This window comes from Spirulina sp. LEGE 11439 (genome assembly GCF_059821285.1).
On record NZ_JCAMRX010000068.1, the window covers coordinates 1 to 21710 of the forward strand.

The window sequence follows — 21710 nt, forward strand, 5'->3', positions numbered from 1 at the left end:
CGACCACAAGTTTGATGCTTTTCTTGACTCTCTCCAATTTTTGTCCTGTACTTAGTTAATTCCTGCTTCTTTTGAATAGGAAGCAACACATCTTATAAAAGCATTTGTTGGAAGATACATGATTTTCGTAGTTAGCATTTGACTGTTAAGAGCTAGAGTTAAACGTCCACTGTTATCTGGCCAGTCAGCCTTTCGCTGATTATTTTCACTAATATATACGGAAAGAGCGTTGTAAGTTGCATTCCACATTTCATCAATTTGTTCTGGAATTCGTCTTGCAAAACTTGAAACATTCATTTCTGCTTCTGGGTAGGCAAAAATAAACCAAACTTCTGTTTTAACTCAAAAATTGCGCGATCGCGGTTTAATTCAATTATAAAACAATAACTGCTATAGTCCATTCAACAAAAAATGCGTTCCTCTTCGGGTTGGTAAATATAATCGTAATCAAAAGGGACGGGACGAATATTGCGAACAATAGAAAAACCTAAATTGCTAACAGCATCGGTGGTAAATGTGACCATCACTAACTCAATGGTTTTGCGATCGCCAAGATTAGGTTTTTGCACAAAATAATTGCGTTGAGCAAAAAAGAGATTAGAATCTTTAGGGTTAACAATACCATTTAATTTGTGAGCATATTGAACGGGTTTAATATAAATATTATAAAATTCTTCTTGATTGTGTTGTAGTGAATAAAATCGTTCTTGTTGCAACCAACTCATTTTAAAGATTAATTTAATCAATTCAAATCCGAGAATATAGTTGAGAACATAATTTTTTTCCTCGGGGCTGGTGACGAGACGTAATGCTGATTCTAGATATTTTGCAGGTTCTCGGCGCACATCTTGGGCAGAATGAATATAAAATTGTTTGATATATTTTCTGAGAACTTGCGGATTGAGTTCTGTTTTAATATGAAAACTTTTAAAATGATTCTTGATTTTCGTTTGCGTTTCATAGTCTTGAATGATTTTGGCAATTAGTCCATCTGCTGTATATTGATCCAAAAATTGTGCTTGAGTTTCCGGTGGTTCAGCACAAAGCAGATGACACAGAGAAAGTAAATATCTTCGTTCTTTCCAGTGTAGTTTTTCTGCCCATGTTTTCGCTTCCGGAGGAAGTTTCTCTAGCATAATGTCACCCCGATCGCAGAAAGATTGCGATTCAAAATACTGCTATTTAGCACGAAGTTGGTCTAATTTGGCCCGAACCGCTTGAATATCTTGCCACATCAACCATTTGGGTTGCCCTTTTTCTCGGGAGGAATTGCGTAATAAGTAAGCGGGATGGAAAATTGCCATACACTGTCTTGATTCCCATTCTAGCCATTGTCCTCGAATTCTGGTGATGCCTTGTTTTTTACCCGTTAAGCCTTTGTAAGCCGTTGCCCCAGTAAACAAGATAATTTTGGGATTCACAAGGCGAATTTGTTCTAATAAATAGGGTTTGCAAGCAGCAATTTCATCAGGAGTGGGGGTTCTGTTGCTTGGAGGGCGACAATTATGAACGACTCCGGCTGGAGTCACGAAATTAGCAGTTTCTTCGACATCGATACAGTAAACATCGATCGCACTTTCTGGAGGGGAAATGGGTTGTTTAATAATAGGTTTCCAGTCCGTTTTCTCACCAACAAGGGTAACATTTAAGGAAGAAGAGAGTACGGGAATGCGATCGCAAAATGCCATTTCTAAATTACGAATTTCTCGAGCCATTTTTCTAGGCGTTCCCGTCGCAACAATATCTCGAGGCTGCAATTCTTCTACAGGAATCCAACCTCGACGAGTGAGAATGGGATGATCTCCCGTCGCCACATAACCTAGGTTACTATCTTTGTCACTAACTCTATAGAGGGGTCTCCCCCCCAAGGGAGAACGATACCATCCGGTTATTTTTTGCCAAGTTAGTTGGCGATCGGGGGTTAAACTTAAAACGTCTCCAGACCAGCGATTATCAACAATCCAACCAATAGTTTTATAGCCCTGTTGAGTTAAAATTGGCGTATCTTTGGTGACGCATTTCACCATGTTCGCGATATAAACATCCTGTTGAGAATCGAGTTTGACTGAGGCCAGAATTTTCTCTAATAATTGACCCGATTTTCCCACAAAGGGCAATCCTTGTTCATCTTCATTCTGTCCGGGTCCTTCGCCGATAATCATAATATCTGCATTGAGATTTCCCCGTCCAATGACTGCATTCGTGCGTTTTTGTCCTAACTCGCAACGATCGCATTGCTGACAGTGAACGGCCAATTCTTCCATATTTTGATACGTTTGAGGAGGAATAGGAATATTAGCATCGAAGGGAATGCGATCGCGATCGATTTCTATGCGATCGGGTTGAGGGTCGGGATCGCCAAATAAACTGAGTTGTTTCTCGCCAGTCATTTTCGGTCATCGGTAAAGCGTTTATTTATTGATATTAACCTATCGATCGCGTTTATTTGTTTCATCTTTCGCTAAACTTTAAAATGCCCTCGGTTTTTCCGATTGTCCGTTACTCATTTCTGATTACCATGAAACAGATCGCCCTCAGTCTTCCCATTACTAACCCTAACGATCGCCGTTACATTATTCGGACGGGAATGGGCTACGATGGCGTTGTCTTGTTGGAATTACCGAATAATGAGGTTTGTACGGGGTCTTTATTGTGGAGTGGAAAGCATATACTTACTGCTGCACATTGCCTTCAAAAACAAAATTCTTTTAATAATTTTTCTCTTTTTGAATCTGAAGAAACAACAGTAAAAGTTGTTTTTCAATTGACGATTGGGAAAATTCATCTGGAAGCGAAAGAAATCTTTATTCATCCTCAATGGAATAATAATGAAAATAGCGACAATGATATCGCAATTATCGAACTTAAAGATGTTGCCCCAACTACCGCAGAACGTTACAGTATTTATCGCCGTTCTGATGAAGTAGGACAGATTTTTACACGGGTGGGATATGGGGTAGGTGGAACGGGAATGGAAGGTGAAAGAAAAGGCAATCGCACGATCCAAAAGCGCTTTGGCGGCAATCGTTATGATACGTTGAAAGAAGCGCTAACGCAACCCGAACTCCATACCAGAATTAGTGAGGGAAAACAGTTAGTTTATGACTTTGATAATGGTTCTCGCAGTCAAGATGCTTTAGGCAAAGAATATGGAATTCACGGCTTGGGAATTATCGGGTATGATACGGGAACGAGTACGGGATTATTGGGAGATTCTCGATTAGAAATTGGGCGAAACTATGAAACGGGATCGACTTCAGGAGACTCGGGTAGTCCGGCATTTATTGAGGGAAAAATTGCGGGAATTGCTTCTAGCGGGCGGCGATCGACGCTACCGAGAGTTGATGTTACACCCAATCAAGATAGCAGTTTTGGAGAAATATTTTTTGATACGCGAGTTTCAGCTTATGCTGATTTTATTGACGAGATTGTTAATCGACCCAATGAGGATGTATTTTTACTCCAAATGAGTTTGGGAGTCGTTTTGTTGGGGTTGATGGTGAGTGCGATCGCGGCAAGAATCTTGAGAAAATAACGATAATTAATTATCATCTTCAAGACTGCGATCGCGAATATTCTCAATTTTATTGCTTACTTGAGATGTTCCTAGAATATGTTTGATAAGACTCAAGGAAAATAAAATAGTAAAACTAATGAAAATCGTGAGTGATTGCTGGATTCCTTCGGAGATATCAGCCCAAACTAAAATCGCAAAAAAAGAAGAAATCAAGGCAAAAAGATAAACTAAAATACTGATATTTCTAGATAAATTTTCTGACTGTTCAGAAATTTCAGAAAGTGAATATTTTAATGGTTTAAAACTGCCAATCACAATCAGAACTAAGCCCGGTTGTTGGAATTTTAGAAAAACCATTGAAATTCCTAGTGATAACAGCAAACCGCTAAAAACAGTCAAGCGAATTTCATCAAAAAACTTTAATTTTCGTTTTTGCGCTCCATTTTTTTCTTGTTCGATACATTGTGTTCTTTTTTCATTCTGATGTTCAAACTGTTCTTTTACTTGTAACCATTTTTCTATCTCTTCCGGTGTTTGTGCTTCCTTAATACCTCGAATAATACTCTCGTTTAGTTCACAACTTAGAAGATTTGTCAAGGACATTAAATCGGGACGATCTTCTTGATATTTAACTAATGGATCGAGCGATCGCTCTGAATCTAGTTGTGTGGATTTTTCATTCATTGTTATTTCGAGTTACAATTATTCTGGCGTTATTTTACTCGATCTGAGAAACTGCGATCGCATTTCACTTTTAATCATGTCAAATCTTCTGGAAATCGGACAACCCGCACCCTTTTTTTCTGCACCCGATCGCAATGAAACGATTGTCACATTAGAAGACTTTGCTTCTCATTGGTTAGTGCTTTACTTTTACCCCAAAGATAATACCCCCGGATGCACCACAGAAGCAAAAGAATTTAGCGAATATTTACCAGAATTTGAGGCATTGAGCGCTAAAATTGTTGGGATGAGTCCAGATTCAGAAAAGTCTCACGAACGCTTTATCGAAAAACACGATCTGAAGATTACTTTACTTTGCGATCGCGAACATAAAATCGCTGAAAGTTATGGGATTTGGGGTTTAAAGAAATTTATGGGCAAAGAATATATGGGCATTATTCGCTCGACCTTTCTCATTTCTCCAGACCAAAAAATCGCTTATGTTTGGTCAAAAGTCAGAGTTAAAGGTCATGTTTTAAACGTGCTGGAAAAACTCAAAGAACTAAAGAATTAAAAATATTACGCGATTAGAAAATCCGATCAAAAAAGGTGGGCAATGCCCACCTGAATTAAATTTAAGCTAAGACAAAATCAACCTCATCCGTTCCATCTGTCGTACTTTGACCCGAAGTAATTAAATCGCCATTCACTTCAACAGCAAAAGGCGTATCTTCTAAATTAATATTGTAATCGGTAGTATCGAGAGTATAGCCGACGCTAGCGACCATTTTTCGCCCCGCATCTGTATACAAAAAAGCCATCATTTGCTTCTTCTCTTTTTGAGTATCATCGGCCCAAATTACCATATATTGTTGCCCTTGATAATCAAAAACACGAGGAGTGCGATCGGGAACATAACGACCGGGATCGCCAAAACTGTTATCGAGAAATGTTTGTACAGAACTAGATTTTACTGCAGCATAAGCGACTTCTGCTGCTGAAGAAGGTTCTGTATCGTCATCAACGGGTTCGAGGATATCGGGTTCATCTTCACTAACCGTTTCCTCCTGCTTTCCTCGCTTTTTGAAAAAATCCACCGCGAGTTTAGTTCCGATCGCCCCAGCCGTCGCAACACCCGCAGCCTTTAGAATATTCCGTAGTTTGCTCATTTTGCTCCGATGTCAATGAAATTACCGCTATCCTGTCTCGATAAATCCCCGATCGCAAGAATTTTAAGATTTCCTTTATGCAAAATTAAGTTTCCCAGAACGCGGTAAACTATCTAAACTGGCGAATTTTCGCCGAATAGCTTGAATTGTTAGCCGCTTATGTCAGACTTTTTATTTGAACTCGGTACTGAAGAATTACCCGCCGATTTTGTTGCGAGTGCGATCGCACAATGGCAAGATAGCATCCCCAAAACTTTGCAAGCAGAGTTTTTAGTCCCCAATACTCTCGAAGTTTATGCGACTCCTCGCCGTTTGGCGGTTTTAGTGCAGGGACTTCCCGAAAAACAACCCGATCGCGAAGAAGAAATTAAAGGTCCTCCTGCAAAAGTTGCTTTTAAAGACGGAAAACCCACGAAAGCATTAGCGGGATTTGCTCGCAAGCAAGAGGTAGAATTAGATGCGATCGAGTTAAGAGAAACACCGAAAGGAGAATTTGTTTTTGTTCAAAAGCAGATTACCGGACGGGATACAAAAGAAATATTAAAAGAACTTATTCCACAATGGATCGGCAGTTTAGAAGGACGCAGGTTTATGCGCTGGGGAGATGGAGATTTACGTTTTCCTCGTCCTTTGCGCTGGTTAGTTGTCTTATGGAATCGGGAAATTTTACCTGTTGAATTGGTCAATGGTTCGACTGTTTTAAACAGCGATCGAACCTCCCGAGGGCATCGTATTCTCCATCCCGAACCCGTATCAATTCCTCAAGCCACAGATTATATTGAATGCTTGCAAAAGACTTTTGTTGAGGTCGATTCTACAGTTCGCAAAGCCTTAATTCAAAAACAAATTGAAACGATTGCGAAATCTGTAGATGGTTATGCAGAAATAACGTCTGATTTGCTTGCAGAAGTGGTCGATCTTGTCGAATATCCCAACGCAGTCTTAGGGAAATTTGATGACGAATTTCTCGAACTTCCCTCGGAAGCGATCAAAACAGTAATGGTTACCCATCAGCGTTATTTTCCGATTAAAAAGACGGACAAGGAAAATAGCGATCTATTTGCAAACTTTATCACAATTTCCAATGGCGATCCCCAGAAATCAGATATTATAGCAACCGGGAATGCTAAGGTTATTCGAGCAAGATTGGCAGATGCTCAATTCTTCTATAAATCCGATTGTGATGAACCGTTAGAGACTTTTTTACCGCAATTAGAAACTGTCACCTTTCAAGCAGATTTAGGCTCGATGCGAGATAAAGTCGATCGTTTAATTGAAGTGGCAGAAGAAATCAGCAAACAATTAGAACTCAGCGAAAAACAAGCAGAAACTATCGAGCGATCGGCACTTCTCTGTAAGGCTGACTTAATGACGCAAATGATTTATGAATTCCCCGAACTACAGGGAATTATGGGACAGAAATACGCCCGCGTCAGTGGCGAATCAGAAGACGTTGCGACGGCAATTTTTGAGCATTATTTACCTCGAAATATCGAGGATATAATGCCGGAAACCTTAGCAGGTCAAGTCGTCGGAATTGCCGATCGCTTAGATACATTGGTCAGTATTTTTGGCTTGGGAATGATTCCGACAGGGTCTTCCGATCCCTTTGCCTTGCGTCGTGGAGGGAACTCAATTGTTAATATTATCTGGCACGCAAACTTAAATATTAACTTAGCAGATCTCATCGCCCAATTTTCTCGCGACTTTGTAGAGAATCATAGCGATCGCGAATCTCCAGCCGAAGCATTAGAGGAGTTTTTCTTGCAACGCATTCGCACCCTATTACAAGAGGAGAAAAAGATCGATTATGATTTAGTAAATGCAGTTTTAGGAGAAAGCGATCGCGAATATACAGAACGCGCTTTACAAGATTTATTAGATGTCCGCGATCGCGCCGTATTCCTGCAAGAAATTCGTAACAATCAAGTCCTTGATACCATTTATGAAACCGTCAATCGATCGGCGCGTCTTGCTGTCAAAGGAGACTTAGATACGCAACCTTTAGATCCGTCTTCTGTTGTCGATCCCAAACTATTCGAGAAAGCCTCAGAACAAGCCTTTTTCGATAGTTTAGTCTCTTTAGTCTCGCAGACAGAAACAGCACGTCAGAATCGCAATTATCAACTTTTAGTAGACGGTTTGGCTAAGATTGCACCTGTCGTCAGTACCTTTTTTGATGGAGAAGGAAGCGTACTGATTATGGCAGAAGATGCAAACATCAAAAAAAATCGCCTCAATCTCCTCGGATTATTACGAAATCACGCCCGAGTCCTAGCAGATTTTGGGGCAATTGTCAAAGAAGGTTAAAAAAGATGACTTACCTCTAACCTTTCCTAAGAAAGAAGTAAGAAAGAAGTAACTAACACCAAATAACTAATAACAAATATGAAAAAAGCACATATTATTGGCTTGGGACGATCGGGGATAGCTGCCGCACATTTATTAAAACAACAAGGATGGGAAGTTGAGTTAGGCGATCGCGGCAATTCCCCCCCCTTGCAATCTTTAAAAGAAACCCTTGAAAAGGAAGGCATAACCGTTAAATTGGGTTATACTTTAACCCTTGAAAACTCCCCCGATCTCATCATTGTTAGTCCTGGAGTCCCGTGGGATGTTCCTATATTAGTGGAAGCCAGAGAAAGAGCGATCGAAACTATTGGCGAAATGGAACTCGCTTGGCGGTTTTTAAAAACCTCTCCTTGGGTAGGAATTACTGGAACAAATGGCAAAACAACGACAACAGCTTTAATTGCAGCGATCTTTAAAGAAGCTGGATTAAACGCCCCCGCTTGCGGCAATATCGGCTATGCTGCTTGCGAGTTAGCAATTCACCAATTTGATAGGAATGTTGCAGACAACATCTCTACTAACAATTCTTATGACTGGATTATTGCAGAAGTTAGCAGCTATCAAATTGAATCTTCACGGGAACTTGCGCCGACAATTGGTATTTGGACGACGTTTACTCCCGACCATTTAGCGCGTCATCATACCTTAGATAATTATTACCAAATTAAAGCCTCGCTATTGAATCGTTCTCAACAGCAAATTTTTAATGGAGACGATCCTTATTTGCGAAATGTAGGACTTGAAGACTGGGAAAATGCTTATTGGACGAGTGTATTAGGCAAGGAAAAATTATTATGCGAACCCGCACGAGGAATTTATATTGAAGAAGGTTGGATTTTTGCTTTTCAAGAAAAAATTGCGCCGACAAACTCCCTGAAAATGTTAGGAACGCATAATTTACAAAATCTTTTGTTATCCGTTGGTGCGGCACGTCTAGCAGGTATTGAAAAAGATGCGATCGCAGCAGCAATAGTAAAATTCCCCGGTGTTTCCCATCGTCTCGAATCAATTTGCACCCATTCTGGAGTCACTTTTATTAACGATAGTAAAGCAACCAATTATGATGCCGCAGAAGTAGGGTTAAATGCCATTCCTGATGCAACGATCCTCATTGCAGGAGGAGAAGCAAAAACAGGAGATGACACCGCATGGATCGAAGCGATTAAACATAAAGCAAAAACTGTTTTATTGATTGGAAATGCGGCATCTATTTTTAGTCAGCGTTTGCAAGATAATAACTATGAAGCATGGGAAATAGTTGAAACGATGGATAAAGCAGTTATCAGAGGATTCGAGTTAGCAAAAAAACACGATATTTCTACTGTATTACTCTCTCCTGCTTGTGCGAGTTTTGACCAATATCAAAGTTTTGAACATCGAGGAGACCATTTTCGAGAATTATGTTTAGCTATTGATAGTTGAATAAATTATTGAATAAGAACAAGATGAAAATGCGATCGCATCTCCGCTAAGAAGGTAAAATAATTAAATCCCTTTTTTTGAGTGAGGAGTTAGGCAACGATGTCTAAGTTGCTAATCGAACAGTACAAGCGGGAATTAGAAGAGTTACAACGCTACGGAGGATCTCGCAATGAGTCTTCTTTGCGAAAGGCATTTGCAACGTTATTGGGAGGATATTGCAAAGCGCGGGATTTTCGTCTCATTGACGAGTTAACCTATAAAAATACGAATATTCGTCCGGATGGGACGGTAAAAAATGCTTTACGATTAGATTGGGGATACTGGGAAGCGAAGGATACAAAGGACGATCTCGATGAGGAAATCGAGAAGAAATTGGCAAAGGGATATCCCACAGATAATATTATTTTTGAGGATACTCGCACGGCGGTTTTATATCAAGGGGATGCGGAAATATTGCGGGTTTTGATGGCAGAAACGGAGGCGTTAGATGGACTTTTACAACAGTTTATCAATTATGTTCGTCCGGAGGTCAAAGATTTTCGGGAAGCGTTGACGCAATTTAAGCAGGATGTGCCTTTGATTGCGGAGGAATTGCGGGAAAGAATTGCGGATGCGGCGGCGAATAATATAGCGTTTCGGGAGGCGAGGGAGACGTTTTTAGAGTTATGTCGCAAGTCAATTAATCCAGAGGTGACGGGGGAAGATGTTCGGGAAATGATGATTCAACATATTCTCACGGAAGATATTTTTACGACGGTTTTTAATGAGTCGCAGTTTCATCGGGAAAATAATATTGCAAGGTCTTTGCAAGGGATTATTGAGACGTTTTTTACGGGATCGGTGCGTCGGAATACATTAGGGAGTATTGAGCATTATTATGCGGTGATTCGACGGACGGCGACGAATATTTCTAATCATCAAGAGAAACAGAAGTTTTTAAAGATGTTGTATGAGAATTTTTATAAGGCGTACAATCCCAAGGCGGCGGATCGGTTGGGAATTGTTTATACACCGAATGAAATTGTTCGGTTTATGGTGGAGAGTACAGATTATTTATTACACAAACATTTTGGTAAGTTATTGAGTGATGAAGGGGTAGAAATTCTGGATCCGGCGACGGGGACGGGGACGTTTATTACGGAATTGATTGAATATTTGCCTGCGAATAAGTTGAGGTATAAGTATCTCAACGAGATTCATTGCAATGAGGTGGCGATTTTGCCGTATTACATTGCGAATTTGAATATTGAGTATACTTATCAGCAGAAGATGAAGGAGTATGAGGAGTTTAAGAATATTTGTTTTATGGATACATTGGATAATACTTCATTTGCAGGGAAGCAGTTGGATTTGTTTGCGATGACGCTGGAGAATACGGAGAGGATTGGGAAACAAAATGATAAGCAAATTTCGGTGATTATTGGTAATCCTCCTTATAATGCAAATCAGCAAGATGAAAATCTTAATAATAAAAATCGTATTTATAAAAATATAGATAAACAAATCAAAGCTACTTATGTTAAATATAGTACAGCACAGAAAACAAATTCTTATGATATGTATTCTCGTTTTTTTTGTTGGGCAACTAACCGATTAGATAGAAATGGTATTTTAACTTTTGTAACTAATTCATCATTTATAAATGCAAAAAATTTTGCTGGATTCCGAAAAGTTGTTGCTGAAGAGTTCAGCGAAATTTATATTTTTGACTTAGGAGGAGATATTAGATCGGGAGATACATCAGGTAACGTATTTAATATTAAACTTGGAGTAGCTCTTAGTTTTATGATTAAGCGTAAAGATAGTTCTCGGAATACTTGTAAAATCTTTTATTGCAAATTTCCTGATGAGTTACAATCAGGAGATAAAAAATTGTTATTTTTAGCAGATAATAAATTTGAAACTTTGGATTTTGAGTATGTTCATCCAGACAAAAATAACAACTGGATAAAGTTAACAAATAATGATTTTGATTCTTTATTAACCTTGATAGATAAAAAAATAAAACTAAGCTCATATAACAATCTGAAAGGTTCTATTTTTAAATTATATTCTAATGGTGTCAAAACGAATCGTGATGAATGGGTTTATGATATAAACTCAATTGTTTTAAAAAATAAGGCAAGGTTTTTTATCATTGAATATAATAATGAGGTTGACCGATGGGTTCAATATAAAAAAAAGACCAGATACATTGATATTTCTCAAGAATCTAATCCTGTAGTTGATGATTTCCTTCATGCACGAAACATTATCAAATGGAGTAAAATGATAAAAAGAGATAAGCTTAGAAAAGAGAAAAAAGATAACTTTGACGAATCAAAAATAATTCGCTCTCTCTATAGGCCATACTCTATTCAATATTTATATTTTGACTATATCCCTCTAGATTTAATTGGCCAACAATCAGAAATTTTTGGAGAAACTGGAATCAGAGAGAATATTGTTATTTGTCATTCTGGTACGTCATCTAGTAAACCGTTTCAAGGTTTAGCGGTTAAATATATTCCCTGTTTTGATTTTATAGAAAAAACAATTTGTCTCCCTCTCTACCGCTACGATAAAGAAGGAAATCGCATCGACAATATCACCGACTGGGGACTCGAACAATTTCAAACCCATTATAATAATAAAACCATCACTAAACTGGATATTTTCCACTATACCTATGCCGTCCTCCATAACCCTCAATATCGCAAAAAATACGAACTGAACCTAAAACGAGACTTTCCCAGACTTCCATTTTATGACGACTTCCTACAATGGACAAGCTGGGGAAAACAACTGATGGAATTGCATCTCAATTATGAAACGATTTCTCCTTATAAACTCCAACAGATTGATATTTCCCTCAAAGATGGAAAACCCTATAAACCCAAACTAAAAGCAGATAAAGACAAAAATCAAATTCTCCTCGATAATATCACTACTTTGCAAGACATTCCCGCGATCGCATGGGACTACAAACTCGGCAACCGTTCTGCCTTAGAATGGGTCTTAGACCAACATAAAGAAAAGAAACCTCGCGATCCAACGATTCGCGAAAAATTCAATACCTACAAATTCGCAGATTATAAAGAAAAAGTCATTGACTTATTAACCCGAGTATGTACTGTTTCCGTAGAAACTATGAAAATTATCCAAGAAATGGAACGAGAATAAAAAAGCATTCCAGACAAAAGCGATCGCACTAATACAGCAAAATCAAAGATAATCTAATAATCGTATAGATCGAGAATTAAATTCATATCTGTAAGGACGTAAAATTTTACATCCTTACAAAAGAAATTCTAAACTAATTCCCACTCGACTATCTTTTTCTCCTCGGGAATTTTGCTTTTGTAGGTCGGTAGAAAAGCGCAATTGAGGAGTGAGTGCATAACCGATCGACAGAGTTGTAATACCTACTTCTTCACTGCTACCGGGAGAAACAAAAGTTTGCGAAAAAGAAATATCTCCCGCCCCTCGACTGGATGCTAAAATTGCCTTAATGCCTATATTAATTCCCTCAGTCTGAAAATTATTCGTCGTAATATTGCGATAGCCAACCACTGGCGCAATATTAAAAGAAGTTCCCAAAGGTAAAATATAATAACGTAAATCTCCTCCCCATGTCTCGCGATCGCCTGCAAAAGTCCCTTGATATTCCCCACTCACCGTTAAACCCGTTTCTCCTACAAATAAATCCTCTAACCCAATATGCCAACCTCCCTGATGGTTTGTTGAAGGGAAATGAGAATAACCGAAACGAATTCGAGAAGTAAAAACGGGATCGTTGCGAATTTCTTCTAAAACATCGGGAATCTCCTCTAACCAACGCTGTAAAACGGGACTTTCTTCGAGAATTTGTGGGTCTATATCTAAATCTTCTGGAGTGGGAATTGTTACATTTTCAGTTTGTGAAATGAACTCGCGATCGCTTCTCTCTACTAATCCTGCAATTGTCACTTCTGCTTCGGGAAAACTAATATTTGTGACCGTCGGTGCGATCGCGGGAACATCAATTTCGCAACTTCCGGATAAATCTGTTGTTGAAGCCGTTACAATGGGAGGAAGTTCGCCCCTTGCTGGCTCGCTAACCCCTGCTTGACTTCCCAAAAGTCCTAGACTGAGAGATGTTGTCGTAAAGAGAAAAGAAGAATTTAAGTTAGGCATGAACGAGCAAACAAATGATCGGAATTTCTAGTATAGCGCAATGAAAAAAAGCTCTCTCCTGAAACAATTTTTGACTTTAATTCTCTTTGCGATCGCAGGTGGATGCGGTTGTGCGAGTTTAGCCTCAAATGACTCCCTTGTTTCCCTGTTTGACCCACCGACATCCGAGTGCGATCTACCGACAAATTTTCTCGTTTTTGCAGGAGGAGGATCGCCACGCAATAATGAAATTGCCCTCGAAAAAAACGTTCTCTATTTTCAACGCACGCTACGAGCACTCGGTTACAATTCTTCAGACGCAGATATATTTTTTGCCAATGGCATTACGAGTGAAGCAACAGTACGCTATATCAACGCACAACGACAACAACAGTTTAAAGTTCCTCAAATTCCTCATTTAATTGGAGCCTCTACGTTATTAAATTTTCAACAATGGATGCAAGCACAAGGCGATCGCACCCAGAAAAACCCACTGTTCTTTTATTTTACCGGTCACGGAATGCCCGATGAAATTCTCCTGTGGGGGGGCAATAATCTCACATTGAGAAACTTTTCTCAACAACTGGATCTGCTGCCTGCTAATACTCCCGTAACAACCGTTATGGCACAATGTTTTGCCGGATCGTTTGCCGATTTTATCTATCAAGATGGCGATCGCACAAAACCGCTTTCAATCCAAACTCGATGCGGTTTTTTTGCCACCATTCGTACTCGTCCTTCTGTGGGTTGTACTCCCGAGGTCAACGAGTCGGATTATAAAGATTATAGCTCTAGTTTTTTTGCTGGTTTAAGCGGGCGATCGCGCACGGGAGAACCCATTCCTTCTACGGACTATAACCAAGATGGTATTATTTCTTATAGCGAGGCACACGCTTTTTCTAAGATAGATATGCAAACAATGGATATGCCGATTTCTACCCTAGAAACTTGGTTACAAGAACAGATGACAAATAGAGAAAAATCGCAAATTTTAAACCAAAAAATCACAGAGATTTTACCAACAGCACGCCCCGAACAAATACAGGTTGTAAACTTTATTTCTCGTCGTTTTGATTTTAATTTACAACAATCTTATCGTAAAAATATTCGTCGCGTTCCTCAAAACTTACGCAAGAATGACGAAATAACCATTGCTTATTTAATGCGCTTGCGAATGGAATTACTCAATATTGCCCGAGAAAAAACCGTGCGAGAGAGTGAAAATGAAACTGCGATCGCAATTCTCAATCGTTTATTAAACTGCGAACAAGGGTCGTGGTAAATAGGTATAGAAAATGAGTGATTTTGCCCGATTGAATTAATAATTGTTTATTGCTCATTAGATAATGGTTGTATTATTGGGTCTCTACCTTAAATTAGTTAGTGGTGTATTAGTTGGCTGGATTTTAGGAAAAATATTACCCCCAAATATTCCCAAAGCGATCGGTATTTTTTTGTTTTGGATTGGTGTTCCGATCGGTATGGTAATCTTTCTCCGTCGTGCTGACTTATCTGGTGGAATTTGGCTGGCTCCTCTACTGGCTTGGTTGGCAATTCTCTCGGGTGCAATTTTAGCAAAAGGCTGGATTCAATTCAAAACCCCAAGCTGGAATAAAGCGACTCAAGGCAGTTTTATTTTTGCTTCCATGTTTGGCAATACTGGCTATCTCGGTTATCCCGTTATTTTGGCTTTAGCTGGGGAAAAATATTTTGCTTGGGCAATATTTTACGATCTTTTTGGGACGACATTGGGAGCCTATGGTCTGGGGGGAATCTTTGCGGCATTTTTTAGCGAACATCGAGTCACAACAACTCTCAAAGATTTAATGATTGCCGCGATCGCAAAGCCCATTTGGTGGGCATTTGCCTTTAGCTTATGGTTTAGACAAATTGCACTCCCGCAACCAGTAGAAATAACTTTAATGCGCGTTGGCTGGTTTATTATCAGTCTTTCTTTAGCTTTAATTGGAATGCGTTTGAGCCAACTTAAAGCATGGCAACAATGGCGATCGGTTTCTGCCGGCTTAATCGTCAAAATGTTGTGCATTCCGCTTATTTTTGGCGTTCTTTTGAGACTTTGGGGCGTTTCTGAAGGTTTACAACTCGTCCTCGTCTTACAAATTGCTATGCCTCCTGCTTTTGCAACCTTAGTTGTTGCAGAAACTTACGACTTAGACCGAGAAATTGCCGTTAGTTCAATTGCCATTGGTTCTCTTTTTTTACTATTAACATTACCACTTTGGCTTCTTTTATTTGGTAATCAATAACAGAAAAAAGTCTCATTGTTTTGTTTTATTCTGAAGCGTTTTTTTCCAAAGATAAAAAGGGCTAATAATTGTACTGAGAAGAAATTCCATTTCACAAGCTGCAATAATATCTTTTTCTAAAATCCGACGATTTTTGATAAAATAAATTAGGGCTTTGCGAATATCATTCACCCATCCCAAGGGAAATAAAATTGGTTTTTGCCAAGGTTGATAACGCAACATCCGAATATGATGCCGTGCTAATCCCGTACTTTTTACCAAATAGATTAAGGATTCATTTGTGAGGCGATTGCGAGGGATTTGATGTTCGAGTTCCATAGCCGGATTGTACCAAATTTCCCAGCCGGAATTTTGAATTTGGATAATGGCTTCGAGGTCTTCACTATTGAGAATAGATTGACTGGAGCGACCGCTTAAAAAAGGGCGATCGCAAACATTTTCTAACCAGACTTTACGCCGAACAACTAAACCCGCAGACGGTGGCAGCATTTTCATTTGCGGTTGATAAATCTGAGGCTTATCGCCACGCTCGATAATCGCAAAAAAGCTAGCAATCCGTTGAAAATTAGGCGGGGGTTCGATTTCATAATTGCCGTGAATTTGACTGCCATAAGCGCCTGCTTGAGGATGTTCTCGACTGAAAGAAAATGCCGATCGCACCCAAGTTAAAGAAGGAATCGTATCGTCATCAAGAAAACCAACTAATTTCCCTCGGGCTTCCTTAACAGCTTTAATCCTCGCAAAAGCGGCTCCTTGTTGAGTTTCCAAACAGTAACGAATGGGAACGGTATTATTAAATTCCGTATTTTGATAGCCTTGTACGACCTTATCGAGATTATCCGTACTGTTATTATCAACGACTAACACTTCCCAAACAATATTTTCCGTCTCGATTTGTTCTTGGAGGCGATTGAGGACTGACGGTAAGCGTGCTGCTCCGTTATAGGTGGGAATCGCAACGGTAATATCGAATTCGCGAGTTTGGCTCATGGTATTAACATTGGCAAACAATTATTATCTAAAACTAACAATAAATTGCAAATATGGGCAATGAAAAAATTTTGCGATCGCGTTTTTTGTTTTCCCCAATTGCGATCGAAGAAAAAATCTCTCTAAAAAAGCCATGAGAGTTGATGCAGAATATATTCCCGTAACTTGTCCGCGATCGCTAAAGTACAATAATACACTCCAAAAAATTTCACAAAGGATTTAAAAATTTGAGAAGTTATTCGTCATTATTTCTTCTGCTAAACTTTCGCCGATGAATCTCGCACCTTGTTTCTCAAATTCCTGTTTCATAGTTTCAGAAATTCCCCAATTGTTACTCATATCCGCATGGTTAACTATCATTCCGCGTAAATTTGCCGTCCTGAAATCGACATTGATAATAATGGCATTCGTGAATTTAGTGCCGCGCAGATCGGCATTTTGAAGATTCACATCGGTTAAAATAGCATGGCTTAAGTCTGCTCCTTTTAACGTTGCTTCTTGTAAATTAACTGATGTTAACCAGCTATTTTTGAGATCGGCACCGCTCAGATCGGCACCGCTCAGATCGGATCCTTCTAAATTTGCCCCTTGTAAATTTGCCCCGATCGCTTCAGCTTCCTGTAATTGAGCATCGCTGAGATCGGCTTCCTTTAAGGTCGTACCAATGAGATCGACTCCTTTCATGTTGGCGGCGATCGCATCAGCATGACTGAGATCTGCACCGCTCAAATTACCCCGCAATAAATTCACCTCAATCAAATTCGCATATTGTAAATTCGTCTCGCTGAGATCGGCAGCAGTCAGATCGGCACAAGCCAGATTAATATTTTGTAAATTGGCATGTCGGAGGCGCAGGCCGATGAGTCGCTTGCCCCAAAGATTGGTTTCGCTTAAATCGATAAACGCTGAATTTAAAGAATAACGCGGCATAGTTCTCGCTCCTTCCCCTGTCGATTGGTCTGACTGTCAAGTATTTTTGACGCTTTTTTTGACCATATCCTCTCATTGTGACAAAACCATGACGGCAAGGTGACAGTTTATTAACCTGTTTGCGATCTCTGACGCTAAGCTAAGGAAGGATTAATCCGCAATAATCAAGAAATGGTTCAAGCTCCTCCCCGTCCAAAAGCCCTCGAACTCGCCCCTCTCGCCATTGATGCAATCCGGAAAGCGGGCTGCGAATACGGCGATATTCGCGTCTGTCGCTACCGATCGCAACGCTTGTATGCTCGCGATCGCTCTCTAGCCAATTTATCGGATAATATTAGTGCTGGCTTTGGAGTACGGGTGCTTTGGGATGGAGCTTGGGGATTTGCCGCCAGTCCCTATCAAACCGATGGAGAAATTCTACGCGTTGTTAATTTGGCGGTGGAAACCGCGAAGGGAAGCCGCCTCACTCAACAAGATCCCATTCGCCTCGCCCCCGTAGAAGTCCATCAAGACACTTATATGACCCCCATTGAGATCGATCCCTTTGCAATTCCTCTCGCGGAAAAAGCAGAGCTTTTACTGACCATTAGCGATCGCCTTCTCCAGCAACAAAATATTAAGAAATCCTACGCCTTCTTGACATTTTCCCGAGAAGAGAAACTTTTTGCTTCCACAGAAGGATCTCAAATTCAACAAACTTTCTATCGCAGCCATCCCGGTTATGGTTGTACCGCAATTTCCAATAGCGATGCCCAAGAACGCAATTATGAATTGCCCCCTTTAAATATCGGTTACGAGCATATCGATCGAGAAGATTTATTAGGAAATTGCGATCGCGTGGCTGCTGAAGCCTTAGAGAAAGTCAACGCCCCCGAATTGCCGAGTTCTTGTCGCACTAATTTAATTCTTAAACCGACTAATTTATATTTAACCATTCACGAATCCGTCGGACATCCCACAGAACTCGATCGCGTCTACGGCTACGAAGCCAACTTCGCCGGAACCAGTTTCGCCACCCCCGATAACTTAGATAAGTTGCAATATGCCGCCCCTTGGGTGAATTTTGTCGCCGATCGCGTTCAACTAGGCGGACGTAGTACCGTCGCCTACGATGATGAAGGCGTGAAAGCACAAAAGTGGTACGTGGTTAAAGAAGGGATTTTAGTCGATTACTTGCGCGATCGCGAAACCGCCTATCGTTTGGGACGAGGTGGCAGTAATGGCGCGGCTTTTGCCGATAGTTGGTCGAGCGTGCCGATGGTTCGCATCCCCAACCTCGGCTTAGAACCCGGAAAAGAAGGCGGTTCCCATACAGCTTCCCTCGAGGACACGATCGCCGATACCAAAGAAGGCATATTAATTGATGGTATGGGCAGCTTTTCCATCGACCAACAGCGACGCAACTTCCAATTTGGCGGCGATGCCTTTTGGAAAATCGAAAACGGGAAAATTGCCGGGATGCTGAAAAACGTCACTTATCACAGCATGACGACAGAATTTTGGAATAAAGTGGACGCGATCGGCGGAGAGTCGGAGTTGATGCAGTGCGGAACCAGTATTTGCGGCAAAGGCGAACCCATGCAAGTCGCGCAAATGACCCATGCTTGCGTTCCCGTGCGAGTTCGAGATATTGCGATCGGGCGATCGAGTTAAGGGAGTCAGAAACAGGACGTTAATTGCTCATTGCTCATTGATAGTTATTCATTGAAAAAAGCGATCGCATTATTTAAAAAATTGTTCCCGTCTTTACGAGAACTTTATAAAAATAGCTTGTTCTTGACCTATTCTTGATAATTTCTGGAAGCGGTAAGGACAATATCGCAATCGTTTTGCGCGATCTGTCGGATGTGAGAAAGATCGCCCTGCGATTAAAGTAGTAATGTAGCGATCGAGAAGAATTAAATCTAGTTTTGCTCTTGACAAAACTCCCCTTATCTTTACTTCTTTTGACTCAAATCGCTACCCGCAAAAACTTTTTCGAGTCTCGGGAACTTCTCGAAAATAACTAACATCTAAAGAATCTGACAGGGTGAAAACGAGGGAAAATCTCATTAATATCTAAGCGAACCTTCAAAGTAAGGTAATTTTCTCCCTCAATAATTTCTCCAAGCACTATCAAATTTATTCCGGATAAATTTTATCCCCTCCCACCCAAAATTTCATCGCTCACCGTCATCAATTGGAGTTTGAACATGGTTTCCCAAAAATCTCGTTCCATTGCCCTTGGTTTGGGCATCGTCAGCACCTTGGCCCTCGCTACCGTTCCCGCCAAAGCCCAAATTCAAGTCACCGGCGGTACCGTTTCTGGAAATGCCGCTTACTTTGTCCCCACTGATGCCACTCAAGGGATTCGTCCTTTCGATTTGCAAGTTCAAGGGTTGACTATTGTTAGCCCTAACGGAACATTAACAAATCCGGCTTTTGTTCCCACGGCTCTTGGCGGTTACACCGATGTAGATAGTAGCAATACTGTAACAGGCGGCGATACCAGCTTAATTCGCGGTCGTTTATCCGGGATCGGCTTTGACTCCAATGGATTCATCGTTCCTTTTTCTCAAGTCGATACCATCTTAGGTTATCAAGTTGGTAGTTTTACTAGCGATACTGCGATTGGTGGTTCTTTACTCACTGCCGGTTCTTCGCAATATTTCCTCTCTAACCTTTATGGCAATGTGGGCAATATCCTCATCCCCGGTACGATGGATATTGGAGCGCTCAACGGTGACATTAAAACTGGCTTGATCGCCCTGCCCAGTACAATTCAATTTTCCGGCAGTTCTGGCGGTAGCTTAATTCCGGGTTCCTTTGATTTGGCTTCAAAAGTTAAATTTGAGTTCAAAGGTAATAATGCTCAAATCGCAGACAGCACCACAGAAGCCGATTTGAATGGTGGTGATGGCGAAATCAAGTTCCTCGGGGAAGCCGATAGCTTCAAAATCGAAACTGTTGGTGGTGGCGATATCAAGGTGAAACTCAGTGGTACAAATGGTATTGTTGATTTTCAATTGACGAATGGTACTCTTGTTGGCACTGCAACCACTGCAACATCAGGAACGGGATTTAGTGCTGATGAAACAGTCGATTACAAAATTAAAGGACAAGGAACCGGGATTTTTGGTTTCTTAAGCGGTGTCGGTGCTAACTTTGCAGGTAGCAATGCGAGTGGCGATCAACCCGTTCAGTATGATTTTTCCCAAAATTATACTGGCGGTACCTATGAGTCTAAAGGAAAATTACGCGGCGATATCGCGATCGCGCTTTCTGTCGGACAAACCTTCGATACTACGGCAACAACGGTTTCTAGTTTCAGTGAAGCCCAAAGCCAGATTGTAAGTTCTGCGAATATAGCTGCAACAAACAACTCCTTCACTCAAATTGATACGACTAACGTTCTCAATCTCGGTGGTTTTTCCTTCAATTTCTCCGGTGGCAAGTTCGACTTCTCCAGCATCTTCAACGCAAATGGCAGTGTTACGGAATCCGCATTAGAAACAGAAGAGATTCAACAAGAATTGTTCTTCAAAGCGTTGGTCAATGACATCTTAGACGATATTGAATTCTCTGGGTTTGTCACAGCATCTATTACCAATCTTGATGTTGGCTATTACGAAATTCTCGGCACACCGTTGTATTCTTTTGCCTTGCGGTCTCCCGGACGACGCGGACGGGTTAAAGTTAAGTTGGTACAACGCGGTGGCGATCGCTATGTGATTGCTCTTCGTGGTGGTCGTCGCGGTCGTCGCGGTCGTGTCAGACTCGGTGTAGCCGTCGGTGGCGTTAAGTTCATCGGACCCTCTTCTCGCATCTTCCCCACTTTGGTCGGTACTCAAGATTTGACCCCCGAACAAATTCAGGAGGTTTACGACGACCTGAATGCTGACGCGGGTGATGTCGATGACGATATCGATACTGGCGATGATGATAACGATGATGACGATATCGATACTGGCGATGATGATAACGATGATGACGATATCGATACCGGCGATGATGATAACGATGATGACGGTGACGATGATGACGGTGACGATGATGACGGTGACGACGATGACGGTGACGACGATGACGGTGACGATCCCTCTGGTGATGATGTCGAAGTCTTTGAAGGATTACCTTCCTTGGACGATCAGTTGAATACTGATGGTGGCGAACCTACCGATGGTGGCGAACCTACCGATGGTGGCGAACCTACCGATGGTGGCGAACCTACTGATGGTGGCGAACCTACTGATGGTGGCGAACCTACTGATGGTGGCGAACCTACTG

16 protein-coding genes and 2 pseudogenes are annotated in these 21710 nt (G+C 40.9%); 9 read left to right on the forward strand and 9 right to left on the reverse strand.

Going from position 1 to position 21710, the window contains the following annotated elements:
• Window positions 1-51: 51 nt before the first annotated feature.
• The 4 genes and pseudogenes from AC6RV6_RS26975 to AC6RV6_RS26990 all read right to left on the reverse strand — a co-directional run.
• Window positions 52-297, reverse strand: a complete 246-nt coding sequence (locus AC6RV6_RS26975; RefSeq protein ID WP_500243991.1) for a hypothetical protein — start codon at window positions 295-297, stop codon at window positions 52-54.
• 104 nt (window positions 298-401) lie between these two features.
• Window positions 402-1136, reverse strand: coding sequence for a cobyrinic acid a,c-diamide synthase (locus AC6RV6_RS26980; protein WP_500243992.1), 735 nt, complete (start codon window positions 1134-1136; stop codon window positions 402-404).
• A gap of 42 nt (window positions 1137-1178) precedes the next feature.
• The gene (locus AC6RV6_RS26985) at window positions 1179-2027 is read right to left on the reverse strand and encodes a uracil-DNA glycosylase (protein WP_500244012.1); all 849 of its coding nucleotides are present in this window, start codon (window positions 2025-2027) and stop codon (window positions 1179-1181) included.
• Window positions 2004-2390 (reverse strand): annotated as a pseudogene (locus AC6RV6_RS26990) (uracil-DNA glycosylase); the annotation flags it as partial. The gene AC6RV6_RS26985 and the pseudogene AC6RV6_RS26990, both read right to left, overlap by 24 nt.
• Before the next feature lie 128 nt (window positions 2391-2518).
• On the opposite strand from AC6RV6_RS26990, the gene AC6RV6_RS26995 reads away from it, so the two are divergent.
• Window positions 2519-3535, forward strand: coding sequence for a trypsin-like serine protease (locus tag AC6RV6_RS26995; RefSeq protein WP_500243993.1), 1017 nt, complete (start codon window positions 2519-2521; stop codon window positions 3533-3535).
• Window positions 3536-3541: 6 nt separating this feature from the next.
• Here the strand turns inward: AC6RV6_RS26995 and AC6RV6_RS27000 are convergent, their stop codons facing one another.
• Window positions 3542-4201 (reverse strand): hypothetical protein, encoded by a 660-nt coding sequence (locus AC6RV6_RS27000; protein ID WP_500243994.1) that lies wholly within the window; start codon window positions 4199-4201, stop codon window positions 3542-3544.
• 76 nt (window positions 4202-4277) lie between these two features.
• Between AC6RV6_RS27000 and bcp the strand changes: the two genes are divergently transcribed.
• Window positions 4278-4754 (forward strand): thioredoxin-dependent thiol peroxidase, encoded by a 477-nt coding sequence (gene bcp / locus AC6RV6_RS27005; RefSeq protein ID WP_500244013.1) that lies wholly within the window; start codon window positions 4278-4280, stop codon window positions 4752-4754.
• 61 nt (window positions 4755-4815) lie between these two features.
• Here the strand turns inward: bcp and AC6RV6_RS27010 are convergent, their stop codons facing one another.
• Entirely contained in the window at window positions 4816-5349 is a 534-nt protein-coding gene (locus AC6RV6_RS27010) for a hypothetical protein (RefSeq protein ID WP_500243995.1), read from the reverse strand.
• Window positions 5350-5508: 159 nt separating this feature from the next.
• On the opposite strand from AC6RV6_RS27010, the gene glyS reads away from it, so the two are divergent.
• The 3 genes from glyS to AC6RV6_RS27025 all read left to right on the forward strand — a co-directional run bounded on the left by glyS (window position 5509) and on the right by AC6RV6_RS27025 (window position 12285).
• On the forward strand, window positions 5509-7659 hold the full coding sequence (glyS, locus tag AC6RV6_RS27015) for a glycine--tRNA ligase subunit beta (protein WP_500243996.1): 2151 nt from the start codon (window positions 5509-5511) through the stop codon (window positions 7657-7659).
• A 78-nt stretch (window positions 7660-7737) separates the two neighbouring features.
• Window positions 7738-9123: a UDP-N-acetylmuramoyl-L-alanine--D-glutamate ligase gene (murD, locus tag AC6RV6_RS27020; RefSeq protein ID WP_500243997.1), complete on the forward strand. Its 1386-nt coding sequence runs from the start codon at window positions 7738-7740 to the stop codon at window positions 9121-9123.
• Between the two features lie 99 nt (window positions 9124-9222).
• Window positions 9223-12285, forward strand: coding sequence for a type ISP restriction/modification enzyme (locus tag AC6RV6_RS27025; RefSeq protein WP_500243998.1), 3063 nt, complete (start codon window positions 9223-9225; stop codon window positions 12283-12285).
• 114 nt (window positions 12286-12399) lie between these two features.
• On the opposite strand, the gene AC6RV6_RS27030 is transcribed toward AC6RV6_RS27025, so the two are convergent.
• A complete protein-coding gene (locus AC6RV6_RS27030; RefSeq protein ID WP_500243999.1) occupies window positions 12400-13278 on the reverse strand; it encodes a hypothetical protein in 879 nt (292 codons plus the stop codon).
• Between the two features lie 40 nt (window positions 13279-13318).
• Here AC6RV6_RS27030 and AC6RV6_RS27035 point away from each other — a divergent pair, with 40 nt between their 5' ends.
• Both AC6RV6_RS27035 and AC6RV6_RS27040 read left to right on the forward strand, forming a co-directional pair.
• Complete coding sequence (locus AC6RV6_RS27035; protein ID WP_500244000.1) at window positions 13319-14539, forward strand: Caspase domain-containing protein; 1221 nt, start codon at window positions 13319-13321, stop codon at window positions 14537-14539.
• Between the two features lie 64 nt (window positions 14540-14603).
• Window positions 14604-15524, forward strand: a complete 921-nt coding sequence (locus AC6RV6_RS27040; RefSeq protein WP_500244001.1) for an AEC family transporter — start codon at window positions 14604-14606, stop codon at window positions 15522-15524.
• 12 nt (window positions 15525-15536) lie between these two features.
• Here the strand turns inward: AC6RV6_RS27040 and hpsE are convergent, their stop codons facing one another.
• Together hpsE and AC6RV6_RS27050 are read right to left on the reverse strand one after the other, a co-directional pair.
• Window positions 15537-16514 carry a hormogonium polysaccharide biosynthesis glycosyltransferase HpsE gene (gene hpsE / locus AC6RV6_RS27045; protein WP_500244002.1) on the reverse strand — a complete coding sequence of 326 codons (978 nt, stop codon included), beginning with the start codon at window positions 16512-16514 and terminating at the stop codon, window positions 15537-15539.
• A gap of 219 nt (window positions 16515-16733) precedes the next feature.
• The gene (locus AC6RV6_RS27050) at window positions 16734-17444 is read right to left on the reverse strand and encodes a pentapeptide repeat-containing protein (protein ID WP_500244003.1); all 711 of its coding nucleotides are present in this window, start codon (window positions 17442-17444) and stop codon (window positions 16734-16736) included.
• Window positions 17445-17615: 171 nt separating this feature from the next.
• Here AC6RV6_RS27050 and AC6RV6_RS27055 point away from each other — a divergent pair, with 171 nt between their 5' ends.
• Together AC6RV6_RS27055 and AC6RV6_RS27060 are read left to right on the forward strand one after the other, a co-directional pair.
• On the forward strand, window positions 17616-19097 hold the full coding sequence (locus AC6RV6_RS27055; RefSeq protein WP_500244004.1) for a TldD/PmbA family protein: 1482 nt from the start codon (window positions 17616-17618) through the stop codon (window positions 19095-19097).
• 539 nt (window positions 19098-19636) lie between these two features.
• Window positions 19637-21710: pseudogene (locus tag AC6RV6_RS27060) on the forward strand (hypothetical protein); the annotation flags it as partial.

Excerpts from the sequence above, each read along its gene's own strand:
- AC6RV6_RS27010 (WP_500243995.1), bottom strand. The coding sequence starts at position 5,349 with ATGAGCAAACTACGGAATATTCTAAAGGCTGCGGGTGTTGCGACGGCT.
- AC6RV6_RS27030 (WP_500243999.1), bottom strand. The coding sequence starts at position 13,278 with ATGCCTAACTTAAATTCTTCTTTTCTCTTTACGACAACATCTCTCAGT.
- AC6RV6_RS26985 (WP_500244012.1), bottom strand. The coding sequence starts at position 2,027 with ATGGTGAAATGCGTCACCAAAGATACGCCAATTTTAACTCAACAGGGC.
- AC6RV6_RS27035 (WP_500244000.1), top strand. The coding sequence starts at position 13,319 with ATGAAAAAAAGCTCTCTCCTGAAACAATTTTTGACTTTAATTCTCTTT.
- glyS (WP_500243996.1), top strand. The coding sequence starts at position 5,509 with ATGTCAGACTTTTTATTTGAACTCGGTACTGAAGAATTACCCGCCGAT.
- murD (WP_500243997.1), top strand. The coding sequence starts at position 7,738 with ATGAAAAAAGCACATATTATTGGCTTGGGACGATCGGGGATAGCTGCC.
- AC6RV6_RS26980 (WP_500243992.1), bottom strand. The coding sequence starts at position 1,136 with ATGCTAGAGAAACTTCCTCCGGAAGCGAAAACATGGGCAGAAAAACTA.
- AC6RV6_RS27055 (WP_500244004.1), top strand. The coding sequence starts at position 17,616 with ATGGTTCAAGCTCCTCCCCGTCCAAAAGCCCTCGAACTCGCCCCTCTC.
- hpsE (WP_500244002.1), bottom strand. The coding sequence starts at position 16,514 with ATGAGCCAAACTCGCGAATTCGATATTACCGTTGCGATTCCCACCTAT.
- bcp (WP_500244013.1), top strand. The coding sequence starts at position 4,278 with ATGTCAAATCTTCTGGAAATCGGACAACCCGCACCCTTTTTTTCTGCA.
- AC6RV6_RS27050 (WP_500244003.1), bottom strand. The coding sequence starts at position 17,444 with ATGCCGCGTTATTCTTTAAATTCAGCGTTTATCGATTTAAGCGAAACC.
- AC6RV6_RS27040 (WP_500244001.1), top strand. The coding sequence starts at position 14,604 with ATGGTTGTATTATTGGGTCTCTACCTTAAATTAGTTAGTGGTGTATTA.
- AC6RV6_RS27000 (WP_500243994.1), bottom strand. The coding sequence starts at position 4,201 with ATGAATGAAAAATCCACACAACTAGATTCAGAGCGATCGCTCGATCCA.
- AC6RV6_RS26975 (WP_500243991.1), bottom strand. The coding sequence starts at position 297 with ATGAATGTTTCAAGTTTTGCAAGACGAATTCCAGAACAAATTGATGAA.
- AC6RV6_RS26995 (WP_500243993.1), top strand. The coding sequence starts at position 2,519 with ATGAAACAGATCGCCCTCAGTCTTCCCATTACTAACCCTAACGATCGC.
- AC6RV6_RS27025 (WP_500243998.1), top strand. The coding sequence starts at position 9,223 with ATGTCTAAGTTGCTAATCGAACAGTACAAGCGGGAATTAGAAGAGTTA.